Annotated in this window: 12 protein-coding genes; 4 read left to right on the top strand and 8 right to left on the bottom strand. The window is 68.4% G+C overall.

From position 1 onward, the window contains the following. Positions 1-283: 283 nt before the first annotated feature. From ASG40_RS09245 to ASG40_RS09215, 7 genes are all read right to left on the bottom strand, one after another. Positions 284-835, bottom strand: coding sequence for an RBBP9/YdeN family alpha/beta hydrolase (locus tag ASG40_RS09245; RefSeq protein ID WP_055884010.1), 552 nt, complete (start codon positions 833-835; stop codon positions 284-286). A gap of 48 nt (positions 836-883) precedes the next feature. Further along, complete coding sequence (locus ASG40_RS09240; protein WP_055884007.1) at positions 884-1,915, bottom strand: biotin-dependent carboxyltransferase family protein; 1,032 nt, start codon at positions 1,913-1,915, stop codon at positions 884-886. Continuing rightward, entirely contained in the window at positions 1,912-2,637 is a 726-nt protein-coding gene (gene pxpB, locus ASG40_RS09235; protein ID WP_055884004.1) for a 5-oxoprolinase subunit PxpB, read from the bottom strand. The genes ASG40_RS09240 and pxpB overlap by 4 nt, the downstream gene beginning before the upstream one ends. Positions 2,638-2,788: 151 nt before the next feature. Beyond that, the gene (locus tag ASG40_RS09230) at positions 2,789-3,688 is read right to left on the bottom strand and encodes a hypothetical protein (protein ID WP_244480577.1); all 900 of its coding nucleotides are present in this window, start codon (positions 3,686-3,688) and stop codon (positions 2,789-2,791) included. Between the two features lie 44 nt (positions 3,689-3,732). After that, positions 3,733-4,125, bottom strand: a complete 393-nt coding sequence (locus ASG40_RS09225) for a DUF3618 domain-containing protein (RefSeq protein WP_055883997.1) — start codon at positions 4,123-4,125, stop codon at positions 3,733-3,735. Beyond that, positions 4,122-4,517: a phage holin family protein gene (locus ASG40_RS09220; RefSeq protein WP_055883994.1), complete on the bottom strand. Its 396-nt coding sequence runs from the start codon at positions 4,515-4,517 to the stop codon at positions 4,122-4,124. The genes ASG40_RS09225 and ASG40_RS09220 overlap by 4 nt, the downstream gene beginning before the upstream one ends. Positions 4,518-4,529: 12 nt before the next feature. After that, positions 4,530-5,018, bottom strand: a complete 489-nt coding sequence (locus ASG40_RS09215; RefSeq protein WP_443136599.1) for a hypothetical protein — start codon at positions 5,016-5,018, stop codon at positions 4,530-4,532. 466 nt (positions 5,019-5,484) lie between these two features. On the opposite strand from ASG40_RS09215, the gene ASG40_RS09210 reads away from it, so the two are divergent. Together ASG40_RS09210 and glgX are read left to right on the top strand one after the other, a co-directional pair. After that, positions 5,485-6,906 (top strand): alpha,alpha-trehalose-phosphate synthase (UDP-forming), encoded by a 1,422-nt coding sequence (locus ASG40_RS09210; RefSeq protein WP_055883992.1) that lies wholly within the window; start codon positions 5,485-5,487, stop codon positions 6,904-6,906. 88 nt (positions 6,907-6,994) lie between these two features. Further along, a complete protein-coding gene (glgX, locus tag ASG40_RS09205) occupies positions 6,995-9,112 on the top strand; it encodes a glycogen debranching protein GlgX (RefSeq protein WP_055883988.1) in 2,118 nt (705 codons plus the stop codon). 56 nt (positions 9,113-9,168) lie between these two features. Here the strand turns inward: glgX and ASG40_RS09200 are convergent, their stop codons facing one another. After that, entirely contained in the window at positions 9,169-9,633 is a 465-nt protein-coding gene (locus ASG40_RS09200) for a YidB family protein (RefSeq protein ID WP_055883985.1), read from the bottom strand. A 306-nt stretch (positions 9,634-9,939) separates the two neighbouring features. Here ASG40_RS09200 and treZ point away from each other — a divergent pair, with 306 nt between their 5' ends. Beyond that, a complete protein-coding gene (treZ, locus tag ASG40_RS09195) occupies positions 9,940-11,745 on the top strand; it encodes a malto-oligosyltrehalose trehalohydrolase (RefSeq protein WP_055883981.1) in 1,806 nt (601 codons plus the stop codon). Next, on the top strand, positions 11,742-16,652 hold the full coding sequence (locus tag ASG40_RS09190) for a malto-oligosyltrehalose synthase (RefSeq protein WP_055883978.1): 4,911 nt from the start codon (positions 11,742-11,744) through the stop codon (positions 16,650-16,652). The genes treZ and ASG40_RS09190 overlap by 4 nt, the downstream gene beginning before the upstream one ends. Positions 16,653-16,797: the final 145 nt, after the last annotated feature.

The raw sequence follows: 16,797 nt of genomic DNA, 5'->3' as shown, positions 1-16,797 counted from the left end.
AAGGTGGTTGAGGCCGGTGGCGTGAGGGCGTCGGGACGCGAAGGTCTTGTCGGGCAAGGTGTTGTCCGATGTGCGAACCTCGGAACGACGGTCCGTCCGCTCAGGGTCCGCGCGTGCCACTTCGTGCATCGCTGGCGCGACCGTCGAGAACGACAGCGGATCGGGTCTTCGGCCGGGTAGGCCGCGTGCGAGCCCCAGGCGGAGGGCATCGACGTTCGCCGAACCGGTCACCACGACGAAGCGAGGGGCGGGAGCGGCCGAGTCCGGTCCTACTGGTCTACGCTCACAGGTCCTTCATGAAGCCGGCGAGGCGCATCAGGCCCTCGGGCCAGGGGCCGTGCCCGCTGGCGATGTTGATATGGCCGGAATGTCCGGCATCGACCGTCGTCGCGCCCCAGGCGAGGGCGAAATCCTCGGCGCGCTCGTAGCTGCAATAGGGGTCGTCGCGGCTCGCCACGACCAGGGCCGGGAACGGCAGGGGCCGGCGCGGGATCGGGGCGAACCGTCGGACGGCGTCGGGCAGGTTCGGTGTCGTCTCGACGTCGGGCAGGGCGACGAGAACGGCGCCGTGCACCACGCCGGTCGGGAAGGCGGGAACGGCCAGGATCGTGGCCACGACGCCCAGGCTGTGGGCGATCAGGATCACCGGACGCGTCGCCTGCGTCACCGCCTCGACGATGCGCCCGCACCACGCCTCGGGGTCGGGATTGTGCCAATCGGCCTGCTCGACAACACGACCCGTCGACATGCGGGAGGCCCAGCGCACCTGCCAGTGGCCGTCGTCGGAGCCCCCGAGGCCCGGCAGGATCAGGATGTCGCAATCGGCCGTCTTCATGGGCGCGTCGATAGCCAACTCGGGCCGGCCCGTCGAGGGCCGGTGCGCTCACGGGGTCGAGGCGAGGGCGTCGACGGCATCGCCGGCCAGGTTGGCGGCGCCCAGGCATTCGGCGTCTGCGACGGCCACGTCCCGGAGCGACCCCGGCAATGCCGCGATCTCGCGCGACCGGGCGCGAGCGGCCGCCGTCGCCTGGGCGAGATCGACGATGGCGAAGCGGACGGCATCGCCGGGCCGCCGTTGCGCCAGCCGGCGCAGGTCGGCCGAGACGACCGTCGCGATCTTGGGGTATCCGCCGGTGGTCTGCCGGTCCACCATCAGCACGATCGGGTGGCCGTTGCCGGGCAACTGGATCGAGCCGGCCACCGTCCCGTCCGACACGATGTTGTAGCCCTTCCCGCCATGGGCGATCCACGGACCGTCGAGGCGGTATCCCATGCGATCGGCCTGATGCGAGACCGTCAATCCCTCGCCGAGGAACACCGCCCATCCCTCCGGCGAGACATGGTCGTCCTGGGGACCGAGCATGACGCGGATCGCCCTATGCCCATCGTGTGGGAGCGCAGGCATGGCCCTGTCGATACCGCCCGGATCGGCAGGTACGTCGAGCCTGTCGCCGGGCCGGAGGGGACGTCCGTCGATTCCGCCGATGCCGGCGCGTAGGTGCAGGGCGCGGCTGCCCAGGACGGACGCGCCGCCGATTCCGCCGGCCACGGCCAGATAGCCAAAGACGCCACGATGTGGCGGCGCAATGGTGAGGCATCGGCCCTTCGCGAGAACGAAGGAACGCGCCCCGATCACCGGAGAGCCATCGCATGCGACCATGCCCATGGCACCGGCGATAGCTAGGCGGACATCGCCGTCCTCAACGCGAAACTCGCCGCCGCCGAGACCGAACTCGATGACGGTTTCATCCGCCTTGTTGCCGACCAGGGTGTTGGCCATCGCCATGGCGAGCGGATCCATCGCACCGGACGGCGACAGGCCGTAGCGCTGATGGCCCCGGCGTCCACCGTCCTGCAGGCTCGCCAGGCCATGGCAGCGCAGGACGACGAGCGCACATGCTCCGGTCCCGCTCACGCCGAGATCGACTCGGCGACGCAGTCGCCGGCCTCCTCGGCACGGTCGAGGTCGTCCCAACGGTCAGGATCGATCGGGACGAACCGCACCCTGTCTCCGGGTTCGAACAGAAAGATCGGGTCGCCCTCCGGACGAAAGGTCCGCACCGGCGTGCGTCCGAGGAGATGCCAGCCGCTGGGCGCCGCGATGCTGGCGACCAGGGCCTGGGCACCACCGATCGAAATCGTGCCGGCCGGTGTTGCGGAGCGTGGATTCTCACGCCGGGGCAGGGCCAGGCGCGGGTCGAGCCCGCTGAGATAGGCATAACCCGGCAGGAAGCCGAGCATCGCGACCCGGTAATCACCGGAGGCATGGCACGCGATCACCGCCTCCGGCGTCAGCCCATGCCGCTGCGCCACGGCGTCGAGGTCCACCCCGAACGCGCCGCCGTAGACCACGGGGATACGCCAGCTTCGGTTCGGTCGACTGGCTGTGGTGCACCGTCCGGCCAGGGCGAGCACGTCGGCGGCGAGTCGTGCGGGATCGACGGCGATGGGATCGAGGTGCACCGTCAGGGAACGATAGGTCGGTACGACCTCGACGAGGCCGGGCAGCGCCACCTCCTTCAAGAGGCCATCGAGCGCCAGGACCCGGCTTGTCAGCGCATCGTCGATGGTATCTCCGAACGCGATCGTAAATGCGGTGTCGCCGCACCAGAGAAGCCGCGCGTCGGGTCCTTCCATCTCCCTTCGGCCCATCTCCCTCGGCCCCACGGCACCGGCGACCGCGGTGCGCACGACAAAGCACCGCGTGCAGGACGGGGATCATCGACGAAAAAAGGGCGGTGCCAAGCCCGGCACCGCCCACGTCGTCGTCTACGGAGCTACCGCAACGTCAGTGCGGACGCGGACGGTTCGCGCCGGCGTTTGGCTCGGCGGCCTCGGCGACACGCTGAGCAGCGGCGTTGATCGCCTCGGGGTCAAGGGCGCTCTCAACGAACTCGCGGCCCTTGCTGGTGATGTCGCGTGCATACCGGAGACCCTGGTCGCGTACCTCGTCGGCCCACGGACCCACGGTCTCGTCCTCCTTGCGGGTGCGGGGCAGAAGGGCTCCGAGGAGCAGCCCCGCCGCCACGCCGACGACGCCCACGAGGAGGGGGTTCTCGGACACGAAGGTCTCCACGGCGCTCTTGCCCTCGCGAAGGCGCTCGGCTCCCCGATCCGACAGGTCGGACAGCCGCCGACGCTGGGCCTCACTCTGCTCGCTGGCCCAGTCGCGGGTATCGTCGTAGGTCCGGCCGGCCCGGTCGCGCAGGTCCCGCGCGGTCTCCGCGGCGCGTCCCTTGGCATCGGACGCAGCGGAATAGACCCGCTCCTTCGCCTCGTCGAACGTGTCGGACGCCTGCTCGGCGAGGTGCGCGGCGCGGCTCTTCAGCCCCTCGGCGGTGTCGCGAGCATCGTCGACGGCATCCGCCGTCTCGGCTCGGGCCCGGTGGAGGCCGGCGGCGGTATCTTTGTGCAGGCGATCATGCAGAGAATGCTCGGTGGTCGAGCCGTGAGGCAGGCCGGCCGCGGCCAGGATGTCTTCGGGCGTCGTACCCGGGCCGCCGATGGTGCTCTTGCTGGTGTTCATCTGGCAAACTCCTCGTGCGTTGTGCCGGCCCCTCTCCAGAGAGGAGGCATCGATCTCGACCAATGAGTCCGGATATTCGGGCTCGATAACGGAGGGTGACGAAAGTCGTACCGCGATCGGAGCGGGCGTGTGCTGTAGATAGAACTCGTCGTCCGCAGCCAATTGGTCCTGTCGCCGACGATGACGTCTCCGACACGCTCGCGGCTTCAGATCTGGGTCTCGTCGCCGATCCCATTGACGGAGCGTCGGGTCGGTTGGTCCGGATCGTAGGTCCGATCGGCGCCGTTCTTCAGGACCGGCAGATCCTCGGCCGCCCGCTGGACGCGGCGCCGCTCGGCATCGCGCATGACGTCGCCCGACATCCGGTGCAGCAGCCAGCCCACGCCGGCGGTGATCAAGAGAACCGGCACCGGGTTCCGGCGGACGGCTGCGAGAACACCGTCGTAGGCGCCGGACAGTGGCGTCTTGCGAGCGTTCCCGAGCATCTCGTCGACGATGCTCGATACGGTGAGCCGACCCTGGATCTTGTCGATGGTCTCGTCGAGGCGAGCGCGGCTCGCTTCGATGTCCTTCTCGAGGTCGTTGAGCGAACCGGTCATCCCGAAACCCTTTCGGACAATGTACGAGCGTCTTCGCGGACCTGCCGGGTCGTGCGCGTCGGAGCGAGGGTGGAGATCGACATCGCGCTGCGGCCCCACAGCGCGAGGCCGATCGCGACGACGAGCAGGACGCCGCCGACGATGAGGGCGGCCAACGCTTCGGAGTTCACCACCGTCGCCAGCCACTTCACGAGGGCGTCGACGAGGACCAGCATGGCCACGACGCCGAAAACGGCGGCGCCGACGAGCATCGCCATTCCGAGGAACAGCGAGCGGATGTTGCTCGTCATCTCGTTCCGGAAGAGAGCGATCTCCTTGCGCGCCAGCTCGTTGGTCTCACGGAGCGCATCGCCGATGAGCCCCTGGATGCTGGATGGATTGCCGTTCGACATGGGCTCGCGACCTCAGGCGCCGTAGCCGTCGTAACGATCGCCCTTCGGCGAAACGCTCGACGACTTGATGAAACGCGCGACCATGAAGCCGGTCACGAAGGTCGCGACAGCCACGGCGACCGGCGCCCGACGAGCGAAGGCCTCGGCGTCGTCGTAGAAGTCGGCGAAGCTCCGCGACTCGATCGATCCGCCGAGCTGCTCCAAGCCCTCGGCGGCACTGTCGAAGAAAGCCTTGATGTTGGGCTTGTCGTCGAACGTCTTGCTCGAGTCGCGCAGACCCTTGGCGAGGTCGTGGACCGACTGGGCGGCGTCGCCCTTGCGCCGATCGACGTAGTCGGTCGCCTGGACCTTGGCGGCTTCCACGAACCCGCGGCCGCGCTCGACGGCGAGGTTGGCAATACCGTCGACGTCGCTGCGCAGGGCCTTGAGATCGGGGGGAGCCGTATTGTCGCCGGACAGGGACTCGTTGGCGTGTTGGCCTGGGGCGTTGATGCCGCTCACGGGTGTCACTCCTTCACTGGCGCGCGCGACGGCCGCAGGGCACGACGGCGTCGCAGGTGCTATGTTGTGGCGGTGTAACATTCCCCGTGGGCGCCGGTTCCTTCTGTGGAGCCCGGCGGTTTCCCGCTCGCGCTGGCAGCCGACCGTGGAGCCCGAGAGAGGTGACGCGGGGAAGCCGGTCGGTCCCTGTCGCTCGGGTCGCGATCAGGCTCCGTTCATCGCGCCCAGGGCATGAAAGCCGAGCTTGGCCGGTCAGGACATCGACCCGGTGGACGCTTTTCGGCGGGAGTTGTGTGCCATTCTGCCAAACGATCGGTCCGGCGTCGGCGATGCCTTGACCGACGAGGCTCAAAGGCGCTTGGCTGTAGGCACGGATCACGAGCGGTCTTTGCGCGTTCACGTAAGCATTTCATTGATGGCGAAGCGCGGTGGTCGCGCCGAGCCCTGAGGACCGGAGCCCACATTCGTGGCACGCCTTGTCATCGTATCGAACCGCGTCGCGATCCCCGACGAACAGGGCAAGGCGGTGGCAGCCGGCGGATTGGCCGTCGCCGTCAAGGAGGCTTTCACCGCCTACGAAGGGCTCTGGTTCGGCTGGAGCGGAACCGTCACCGAAAACCCGTCGCCCGAACCGACCCTGATCGACCGCGGCCACATCCAATATGCGGTCGTCGATCTGTCTCCCCAGGATCACCGGGAATATTACAGCGGTTTCGCCAATCGCGCCCTCTGGCCGATCATGCATTACCGGCTTGGTCTCGGGTCTTTTTCGCGCTCGGACTACGCGGGTTATCTCCGGGTCAATCGGATTTTCGCGCGTACCCTGGCCAAATTGATCGAGCCGGATGACATCATCTGGGTGCACGACTACCACATGTTGCCGCTGGCCTCCGAGTTGCGTGGCCTCGGCATCGCCAACCCGATCGGTTACTTCCATCACATCCCATGGCCGGCCGCGGACGTGTTCAACACGCTGCCTGCCAGTGGCGAGCTCCTGCGCGCCATCGCCGATTACGACCTCATCGGCCTGCAGACGGACCCGGACGTCCACAACCTCTCGCGCAACCTCATCGACGAACTGCGGGCGATCCCGCTCGGTGGCGGTTCGCTCATGGTGGAGGGGCGGCGTACCCGCATCCGCAGCTTCCCGATCGGTATCGACGTGGCCGGTTTCAAAGAGGCCGCCGAGAACGCCGGTGCCAACAAGGTCGTGCGCGAGACGTTGTCCGGCCTGCGCACCCGCAAGCTCCTGATCGGTGTCGATCGTCTCGATTACTCGAAGGGCGTGCCGGAGCGGATGGAGGCGGTCGACCGCTTCTTTGCTTCGAATCCCGATCAGCGTGGCAACGTCGTCTACATTCAGATCACCCCGAAATCGCGCACCGAGGTCCCGGAGTACGAGGAGCTCAGCCGCGAGGTGAATCAGACGGTCGGCGAGATCAACGGGTCGCTGGGCGAACCGAACTGGACGCCGATCCAGTACGTCACGAAGGCCTATCCGCGCCCGGTCCTCGCCGGGCTCTATCGTGCCGCCCGGGTCGGGCTGGTGACGCCGATGCGCGACGGCATGAACCTGGTGGCCAAGGAGTTCGTCGTCGCCCAAAGTCCCGAAGACCCTGGCGTCCTCGTGCTGTCGAAATTCGCGGGCGCCGCACGGCAGCTGCCGGAAGCTCTGCTCGTGAATCCCTACGACCGATTCGAGGTCGCCGAGGCGATCAGGACGGCGCTGTACATGCCGCGCGGCGAGCGGCTCGAACGCTGGACCCCCATGGTCGAGCGGATGACCCGCGAGGATGTGGATTGGTGGGCGCGCAACTTCATGACCGAGCTCGAGAATTTCCGTACGATCGAGCGTGAACCGCCCCGCGCCGCGGCGGCCGCGGAATAGCCGAAGGGTACCGTCGGACGCCTTTGCTCCGCAGCGGCGGCAGGACTAAGGTCACGCTTCTTTCCTCGGAGCGTGGACAAGTTTCGGCATGATCGGCATCGATGACGGCGTGCCTGCCCCGCTGGGCGCGCATTTCGATGGCCGCGGCGTCAATTTCGCGGTGTTCTCGGAGCACGCCACGGCCGTGGATCTGTGCCTGTTCGAAGCGGGCGAACGCCACGAACACCAGACGATCCGGCTGCCGTGCCGCACCGACGATGTCTGGCACTGCTACCTGCGCGGCGTGTTCCCCGGCCAGCTCTACGGCTACCGCGTCCACGGCCCGTGGGACCCGGCGCAGGGCCACCGGTTCAATCCGGCCAAGCTCCTGCTCGATCCCTATGCCCGCGAGATTCGTGGCCGGCTTCGTTGGCACGATGCGCTCTACGGCCACCGCCGCGCATTGCAGCGCGAGGACCAGATCGACCGGCGCGACAGTGCCATCCACATGCCCAAGGCGGTGGTGACGGCCCCCGATCTCGCCGCGCAATCGCACCTGGTGAGCCGTCGCCCGCTCGCCGAGACGGTGATCTACGAGGCGCACGTCAAGGCGCTGACCCAGCGCCACCCGGCGGTGCCCGAAGCGGAACGCGGCACCTACGCCGCGCTCGCCCATCCGGCCATCATCGAGCATCTGCTCAAGCTGGGCGTCACGGCCATCGAACTCCTGCCGATTCAGTCGTTCGTCGACGATCGTTTCCTCGTGGAGAAAGGCCTGTGCAATTTCTGGGGCTACTCGCCCCTCAACTATTTCGCGCCGGAGCCACGCTACCTCGGTCCGACCGGCATCGGCGGCTTGAAGGCGGCGATCCGCGAGTTGGCGGCGGCCGAGATCGAGGTCTATCTCGACGTCGTCTACAACCATACGGCCGAAGCGGATCGGCTCGGGCCGACGTTGTCGTTCCGCGGCATCGACAACGCCAGTTATTACAAGCTCGACCCCGCCGACCGGCGGCGTGACATGGATTGCACCGGGTGCGGCAACACCCTCGACCTCGATCATCCGCGCGTGATGCAACTCGTGCTCGATTCCCTGCGGCACTGGGTGACGGCCTATGGAGTTGCGGGTTTCCGGTTCGATCTCGCGACCTGTCTCGGCCGGACACCGCACGATTTCTCCCGCAAGGCGGCCTTCTTCCAGGCGGTCGCGCAGGACCCGGTACTGGCGTCCATCAAGATGATCGCCGAGCCCTGGGACATCGGAGCCGGCGGCTACCAGCTCGGCGGCTATCCGAAGGGCTGGAGCGAATGGAACGACCAGTTCCGCGACAGCGTCCGCGGATTCTGGCGCGGCGATCCGGGGATGCTCGCGAAGGTGACGCAGGGGTTGTCGGGCTCTCGCGAGATCTTCGGGCCCTCAGGCCGGGCGCCCCAGGCGAGCATCAACTACGTGGCGAGCCACGACGGCTACACGCTCGCCGATGTCGTCGCCTACGAGGACAAGCACAATCTGGCCAATGGGGAAGACAACCGCGACGGCCACGGCCACAACCTGTCCCGCAACTATGGGGTCGAAGGCGAGACCGAGGATCCGGCCATCCTCGCCCTTCGCCATCGGCAGAAGCGCAATCTTTTCGCGACAATCCTCCTCGCCCAGGGCGTGCCCATGCTGCTGATGGGCGACGAGCGTTCCCGTAGCCAGAAGGGCAACAACAACGCCTACGCCCAGGACAACGAGACCAATTGGGTCGATTGGGAGAATGATCCCGATCCCGGCCTGGCGAGTTTCGTCGCCAATCTCACCCGCCTGCGGCGCGAGCAGCCGGCACTGCGCCGCCGCGCCTTCCTGACAGGCAACCCGATCGACCCCGACGAGGCCCTGCGCGACGTCCACTGGCTGTCGCCGAACGGCGAGGAAATGGATGCTCGCGATTGGGGGGACGACAACCGCCAGACCTTCGGGATGCAGATCGGCAACGACCTGCCGGAAGCCGACCGGCTCCTGGTGCTCGTGAACGCCGCCGAGGCCGCCTGCGACTTCACCCTGGCTCCCGTCGTCGGCGGTCCCTGGGTGGCCATCTTCGACACCACGCGGCCCATCGGTCAGGTTCAGGGCGCCCAGGCCCTGTTCCTGCCGGGCACCCGCATCCGCCTCGACGGACGCTCGCTTCTCGTCCTGCGCGCCCGCCCCGCGGCGGCCTATGGTGCGGGATTCGCCAGGGGATAGCCGAACCGCCGGGTCGGGACGCTCCGTCCCGCCCGGCGGCTTGGAACGGCGTCGCCCTACGCGGGCACGCGTCCGTCCGGCGTGTACTGGTCGATCGCCTTGGGCAGCTCGCGCGACAGCCGCGAGAGCAGCTCCTCCCGCGACAGGCCCGTCCGCTGCGACAGGGTCGCGAGAACGTCGGGACCGATCGCCTGTTCGAGCTGGGGCGGAGCGATCTCGCGGTTCGGGCCCTGCTTGACCCAGGAGTCCGCGGTCTCGCCCTGGCCGGCCTGCCGGAACCGGTCGACGAGTTCGCCGACGCCGCCGCCGAGGAAGCTGCCGGCTCCCGCGCCGGCCCCGGCACCGCCCAGGGCGCCGGCGATGCTGCCGAGAATCCCGCTCAATCCACCCTGCTCGACCGGCTGTCCCGGCTGCCCTTTGCCGAGGCCGCCGAGCATCTCGGCGATCTTGTCCCTGTTCTGGAAGCCGGCTACCGCCAGCAGGCCCAGCAATGCCGTCATCGACGGATATCCACGGCTCATCGTTCTCTCCCAGGCGCGAGTGGCGCAAGGTAAGAATCCCGGCCGGGCGTGGGTTCCGTGACCGGTCCTGCCTTTGTCGGTTCAGAGCGGCCGGTGTTCGCCCGCCGATCGGCCGGAGGCGGGTCTGCGTCCCCGAAATGCGGTGCAACATTCCGCTGCCCGTGCGGGTTGTCGCGGTGTGGCCACGCCATAGCTCGGATGCGGGAACCAGACCGCGCCGGGCCGCCTTCTCAACCAATCGGTGCTGTGCACGCTCCGGCGCCGACGTGCGGATGCCACAACCATGATGATCGAGGATGCCGCCTGATGCAGCGTGCCCATACGATGCCCTTCGGCGCGGAGACGACCAAGGATGGGACCCGGTTCGCCCTCTGGGCCCCCACCGCCGAGCGGGTCGCGCTCGTGCTCGACGGGGTCGACCACGACGTACCCGATGTCGGCGGCGGGTGGCGCGTCCTGACGGTCCCCGGCATCGGCAGCGGCGCACGCTACGGGTATCGCATCGACGGTGACCTTGTCGTTCCCGATCCGGCTTCGCGTTTCCAGCCCGACGACGTGTCTGGCCTCAGCGAAGTCGTGGATGGACACGCTCACGTCTGGACCGATGCCGCCTGGAAGGGCCGGCCGTGGGAAGAGGTCGTGCTCTACGAACTCCACGTCGGAACCGCGACGCCGGAGGGCACCTACGCCGCCCTCGCCGACAAGCTCGAGGATTTGTGCGATCTCGGCGTCACCGCCATCGAATTGCTGCCACTCGCCGACTTCAAGGGCACCCGCAACTGGGGCTACGACGGCGTGCTGCCCTATGCTCCCGACGCCGCATACGGCACTCCCGACGATCTCAAGCGCCTCGTCGAACGCGCCCACGGCCTCGGGCTGATGGTCTTCCTCGACGTCGTCTACAATCACTTCGGCCCGGCCGGGAACTATCTCAACGTCTACGCCAAGACCTTCTTCACCGAGCGTCACCAGACACCCTGGGGGGCCGGCATCAACGTCGATGGCGAGGACAGTGGCCGCGTCGTGCGCGACTTCTTCTTCCAGAACGCACTCTACTGGCTGGAGGAATACCATTTCGACGGCCTGCGTTTCGATGCGGTCCACGCGATCCTCGACGATTCCGAGACGCATTTCATCGGTGAGCTTGGCGAGACGATCCGGGCCCGCCTGCCCGGCCGGCAGGTCCATCTGGTGCTTGAGAACGAAGCCAACCAGGCACGCTGGCTCGAACGGGGTGCGGACGGGAAGGCCAGGCAGCACGACGCGCAATGGGCCGACGACCTCCATCACTGCTGGCACGTGCTGCTGACGGGCGAGGACGCCGGCTATTACGCCAGCTTCTCCGACAAGCCCGTCGCGCATCTGGCGCGCTGCCTGTCGGAGGGCTTCGCCTATCAAGGCGAGCCGTTCCCGACCCTCGACAACCATCCGCGCGGCGAACCCTCGGCCCATCTGCCGCCCTCGGCCTTCGTCACCTTCCTCCAGAACCACGATCAGGTCGGGAACCGGGCCCTCGGCGAGCGGCTGAGCGCGCTCAGCGACCCGAAGAAGCTCGCGCTGGCACGGGCAGGGCTGCTGCTCGCGCCGCAGATCCCGATGCTGTGGATGGGCGAGGAATGGTCGGCCACCGCCCCGTTCCTGTTCTTCGTCGATTTCGCGCCCGACCACGACCTCAACAAGGCGGTTCGCGAGGGGCGACGGCGCGAGTTCAAGAGCTTCGCGGCATTCGCCGACGACACCTCCGTGATCCCCGATCCGACCGAGGAGGCGACGTTCCTCGACTCCAAGATCGACTGGGCCGAGCGTGATCGGCCGGGCCACCGCGAGGTCTGGGCCGATACCCGCAATCTCCTGCAGATCCGCCGCCAGTCGGTGGTGCCGCTGACGAAGTCCCGCTATCTCGGGGCGCAGGTCCACCTGCCGCGGCCCGACGTCGTGGATTGCACTTGGCGATACGAGGCCGGCTCTCTGCGCTTCCTCGCCAATCTCGGCACCGACGACTTCGAGACGCCGTCGGACGGCGGTCACATCATCTGGTCCAGCGACGCCGGCGATTCGACGATACTCCTGCCGTCCTGGACCGGCATCTTCCTGACGAAAGCCGCCCAATGAGCGCCGACCTCGAAAAACTCGCCGATCTCGTCGGTGTCGCGAACGGCTACACCGACGCATTCGGGCAGCCCGTCGAGACCAGCCTCGAGACCCGCCGCGGCATGCTCGCCGCCCTCGGGATCGCGGTCGACGACGACGCGGAGATCGCGGCGAGCCTGTCACGGGTGGAAGACTTGCGGTGCGGCCTGATCCCATCGCTGCTGCCGGTCGAGTCGCGGCGCGCGGCCAGCATCCCGCTGCGGGTGTCGTCGGCATCGGGCCATGTCGCCTGGAAGCTCGTCGACGAGCGCGGTCAGGTCCGCGAGGGCCGCGCCGCCCTCGGCGAAGGCGAGGACGCCACCTTCTCGCTCCCGCCCCTTACGCCGGGCTATCACCGCCTCACCGCGTCCCTCGGTGACCGGCGCGGGCAGGCCTGGGTGATCGCGGCGCCCAAGCGCTGCTGGCGCCCGCGGGCCTATGCCGACGAGGGCGCCCGGGATTGGGGGCTGGCCGCCCAGCTCTACGGGCTGCGCTCGCCGGACAACCTCGGCATCGGCTCCTATGCCGATGCGGGACGCGCCGCCCGCGACGCGGGCCTGCGGGGCGCATCGTTCCTCGGCCTCAGCCCGGTCCATGCCTTGTTCGAGTCGGACCGCAGCAAGATTTCGCCCTATTCACCGTCTTCGCGCCTGTTCCTCGAGACACTGTTCATCGAGCCGGGGACCCTGCCCGGGTTCGCGGGCTCACGCGCCGCGGCACGCCTCGCCGAGATGGCGCCGCGGGTCGAGGCGCTGCGCGAGGCGGCCCTCGTCGACCACGCGGGCATCTGGGCCGTGCTATCGCCCGTGCTGCAGGCCCTGTGGGAGGATTCTCCGGCGCGCAGGGGCCGGGACGCAGACTTCCAGGCCTTTCGCGAGGCCGGCGGCCCCGACCTTGAAGCGCATGGGCGCTTCGAGGCGCTCTCGGCCTTCTATCAGGCCCGCGGCGCCCATTGGGTCGGCGATTGGCCGGAGGAGATGCGGTCCGCCGGCTCCGATGCGGTGGCGGCTTTCGCCCGCGAGAACGCGGAATCGGTCAGCTATCACGTCTGGCTGCAGTACCTCGCCGATGTCCAGCTCGGGGCAGCGTCGCAGGCCGCATTGGGGGCGGGGATGAGGCTCGGCCTCTATCGCGATCTCGCCGTCGGCGCGGATCGCGGCGGCTCCGAGGTCTGGTCGCACCCGGATCGGTTCGCCCTGGGCGTGTCGATCGGCGCTCCGCCCGATCTCCTCGCCCCCAAGGGCCAGGATTGGGGCCTGCCGGCCTTCGATCCCCTGGCCATGGAGCGCGATGGCCTCGCCGCGTTCCGCGCCCTGGTGCAGGCCAACATGCGCCATGCCGGTGCGATCCGCATCGACCACGCCTTCCAGCTCGCCCGCCTCTTCCTGATTCCGTCCAACGGATTGGCCCGCGACGGCGCCTATGTGGCGATGCCCTTCGACGCCATGCTGGCGGTGTTGCGGCTCGAGAGCCACCGCGCCAAGTGCCTCGTCATCGCCGAAGATCTCGGCACCGCGCCCGACGGGTTCTCCGACGCCTTGATGCGTGTCGGCATCCTGAGCTACCGCATCCTCGCGTTCGAGCGCGAGAACGACGGACGCTTCAAGCCGCCGGCCGCCTATCCGCGCGATGCGCTCACCGCCATCACCACCCACGACCTGCCGACCTTCGTCGGCTGGTGGCGCGTGGTCGACACCGATACCCGCCAGGCTCTCGGGCTGTACGATGCCGAGCGGGCCGAGGCCGAGCGCCTCGGCCGCGTCACCGAGCGGGCCAGACTGACGGAGGCCCTGGCGGCGGATCAGCTGTTGCCGAGCTACGATCCGCCCGAGGCGGCTCCCTTCGAGGCCGCCGCTCGCTACCTCGCCCGTGCGCCGTCGATGCTGACGGCGGTGCAATACGAGGACGTGGTCTCCGAACTCAGCCAGGCCAACGTGCCCGGGTCGACGGAGGGCTATCCGAACTGGCGGCGCAAGCTCGACCGCAGCCTCGAGGCCATCGCCGCCCCCGGCGGGCCCCTGGCCAAGCTCGCGGCTTCCCTGTCGGCCGAAGCGCGTGGGCCGCGTTCGGGTGCGGCACGGCTCGCCTCGGCGCCGCCGCGGGCGACCTACCGCCTGCAGTTCCACGAAGGTTTCACCTTCGCGGACGCCGAGCGGATCATTCCGTACCTGGAAAAGCTCGGGATCAGCCACGTCTACGCATCGCCGATCCAGAAGGCGCGGCCGGGCTCGACCCATGGCTACGACATCGCCGACCATGCCACCATCAATCCGGAGCTTGGCGGCGAGGACGCCTTCGTCCGCTTTTCCGAAACGCTGCACGGGCACGGCCTCAAGCTGCTGCTCGATATCGTGCCCAACCACATGGGCGTCGGCGGCGCCGACAATCCATGGTGGCTGTCGGTGCTCGAATGGGGCGGGCTGTCGCCCTTTGCCCATGCCTTCGACATCGACTGGTCGCGGCTCGGCGCCAACAACAAGCTGGTGGTTCCCTTCCTCGGGGACCGCTACGGCGAGGCCCTGGAGAGCGGCAAGCTCGACCTGAAGTTCGACGCCGCCAAAGGCGCCTTCAGCGTCTGGCACTATGAGCACGCCTTTCCGGTCTGCCCGCTGCAGTATCCGTCGATCCTCAACCGCGCACTGGCTGCCCTGAACGAAGTCGGCGACGCCGCCGCCTTCGAGGTCCTCAGCATCTCCGAGCAGTTGCGGCTGATGGGCGAGGAGACGAGCTTCGAGCGTCGGCGCGGTTTCCCGGCCGAGGCGGAAGAGCTCAAGGAGCGCCTGGCGGAGGCGGTGGCGGCGTCCTCCGCCCTCGGTGACGCGATCGAGCGGACCCTGCGGTTGTTCAACGGCGCCGAGGGTTATCCCGACAGCTTCGGCCCCCTCCACAGGTTGCTCGAATTGCAGTCGTACCGTCTCGCCCATTGGCGGGTCGCGGCGAGCGACATCAACTATCGTCGCTTCTTCGACGTGAATTCCCTGGCGGGCCTGCGCGTCGAGAAATCCGACATCTTCCAGCGCTCGCACGAGACCATCTTCCGGCACGTCCGCGAGGGCCGCATCGACGGGCTGCGCATCGACCACATCGACGGCCTGGCCGATCCCCTCGGCTACGCCCGCGCGCTGCAGGCGGCGGTCGGCCCCGGCTTCTACGTGGTGGTGGAGAAGATCCTGGAGCCCGGCGAGAAGCTGCGTCCATGGCCTGTCGCCGGCACCACCGGGTACGACGTGCTCAACCAGCTCGACGGCATCCTCGTCGACCAGGGCCGACGCACGGACGTGCGCAAGCTCTACGAGGCGAGCACCGGGTTCGACGAGCCCTACAAGTTCATGCTGCGCGCGGCCAAGGCCGAGATCCTCGAGATCAGCTTCGCCAGCGAGCTCGAGGTGATGACCTCCGACCTGAAGCAGATCGCCGACGCCGACCGTCGCACCCGCGACTTTTCGGTGAACGCCATCCGCCGCGCCTTGATCGAGATCATCGCGCGCTTCCCGACCTACCGCAGCTACCTGCCCGGCGACCTCGACGAAAGCGACGTGGAGGACGAGGACATCCGCCTGATCGAGGGTGCTGTGAAGAAGGCCAAGCGCTGGAGCGCGCTGCCGGATCGGTCGGTCCACGACTTCGCGGCGGACGCCCTGCTCGGACGCATCGACACGGCGGCTCCCGGGCGTCCGGACCCGGCGGTGATCCTGCGCTTCCGCCGTCGCTTCCAGCAGCTCACCGGCCCGGTGATGGCCAAGAGCCTGGAAGATACGCTGTTCTATCGTTACGCGGCCCTCCTCGCCCTCAACGAGGTCGGTGGCGATCCGGGCGAGTACGGCCTGTCGGTGGAGCATTTCCACGCGTTGCAGGTGGCGCGCGCCCGCGACTGGCCCAACGCGATGATCACCACGGCGACCCACGATACCAAGCGCGGCGAGGATGCCCGCACCCGACTGCTCGCCCTGTCCGAGATTCCCGAGGAATGGGCGCAGGCCTGGGCGAGCTGGCAGGAGATCGCCGCTTCGCACCTGACCGTCATCGACGACGAGGCCGTGCCTGACGCCAACGACCAGTGGATGTTCTTCCAGGCGATCCTCGGGGCCTGGCCGCTTGAACTGCTTGAGCGCGACGACGAAGCGGCCATCACCGATTTTCGCGAGCGGCTCGGCGCCTATTCGGAGAAGGCGCTGCGCGAGGGCAAGCGCCGGTCGAGCTGGGTCAACGTCGACGAGGCTTACGAGGGCGCGGTCAAGGCGCTGTTCGCCAAGCTGATCGCACCGGGGTCGGACTTCCTCGACCGTCTGCGTCCGTTTGCGCGCCGACTCGCCCACCTCGGCATGATCGCCAGCCTCGGCCGCACCGTCCTAAAGGCGACCCTGCCTGGCCTTCCCGACACCTACCAGGGCACGGAGAACTGGGATTTTTCCTTCGTAGACCCCGACAATCGCCGCCCGGTGGACTATTCGGCGCTGTCACAGGCCCTCTTCGGCGAGGCGGACGTGGCCTCTCTGCTCGGCACCTGGCCGGACGGGCGGGTCAAGCAGGCGACGCTGGCGCGACTTCTCCAGGATCGCGCGGCCCGGCCGTCCTTCTACGCGGACGCCGACTACATCGCCGCTCCCGCGGCCGGTGACATGGCCGGGCACGTCCTCGCCTTCACGCGCTCGGCCAGCACCAGCGGCGAGGGTGATCTGATCGTGGCGGTTCCACGTCTCGTATCGGGCTTGCCGGGAGATGGCGTGTGGTCGGCGTCGCGCTTTGCCGGGACCGTTCTCCCGGTGCCGGGTGAGAGCCGGTGGACCGACCTCGTCACCGGACGCGACGTGGCGGTCGGTGACGGCCGGCTCGATGTCGCCGATCTCTTCGCGCAACTGCCATACGCCGTCCTTAAACGGACGGGTTGAGACAATCCGAACCCTTCCCCGACGCAAAGGGGGAGGGTGCCTCGCCGCGGGCGGGGCATGAGGGGGACGCCGACCGGGTCAGAGTGATCGGGTTGGTCACCCTCGAACTCTCAGTGCGCGGCCCCCTCTCTCGCAGAGGCCCGAG

The sequence above is a fragment of the Methylobacterium sp. Leaf399 genome (genome assembly GCF_001424525.1).
GTDB lineage: Bacteria > Pseudomonadota > Alphaproteobacteria > Rhizobiales > Beijerinckiaceae > Methylobacterium.
This window is presented reverse-complemented; position numbering and strand designations above follow the sequence as displayed.

Bases quoted from the DNA above. Each gene is read 5' to 3' on its own strand.
- ASG40_RS09245 (WP_055884010.1), bottom strand. From the start codon at position 835: ATGAAGACGGCCGATTGCGACATCCTGATCCTGCCGGGCCTCGGGGGC.
- pxpB (WP_055884004.1), bottom strand. From the start codon at position 2,637: ATGGAAGGACCCGACGCGCGGCTTCTCTGGTGCGGCGACACCGCATTT.
- ASG40_RS09225 (WP_055883997.1), bottom strand. From the start codon at position 4,125: ATGACCGGTTCGCTCAACGACCTCGAGAAGGACATCGAAGCGAGCCGC.
- ASG40_RS09220 (WP_055883994.1), bottom strand. From the start codon at position 4,517: ATGTCGAACGGCAATCCATCCAGCATCCAGGGGCTCATCGGCGATGCG.
- glgX (WP_055883988.1), top strand. From the start codon at position 6,995: ATGATCGGCATCGATGACGGCGTGCCTGCCCCGCTGGGCGCGCATTTC.
- ASG40_RS09200 (WP_055883985.1), bottom strand. From the start codon at position 9,633: ATGAGCCGTGGATATCCGTCGATGACGGCATTGCTGGGCCTGCTGGCG.
- treZ (WP_055883981.1), top strand. From the start codon at position 9,940: ATGCAGCGTGCCCATACGATGCCCTTCGGCGCGGAGACGACCAAGGAT.
- ASG40_RS09190 (WP_055883978.1), top strand. From the start codon at position 11,742: ATGAGCGCCGACCTCGAAAAACTCGCCGATCTCGTCGGTGTCGCGAAC.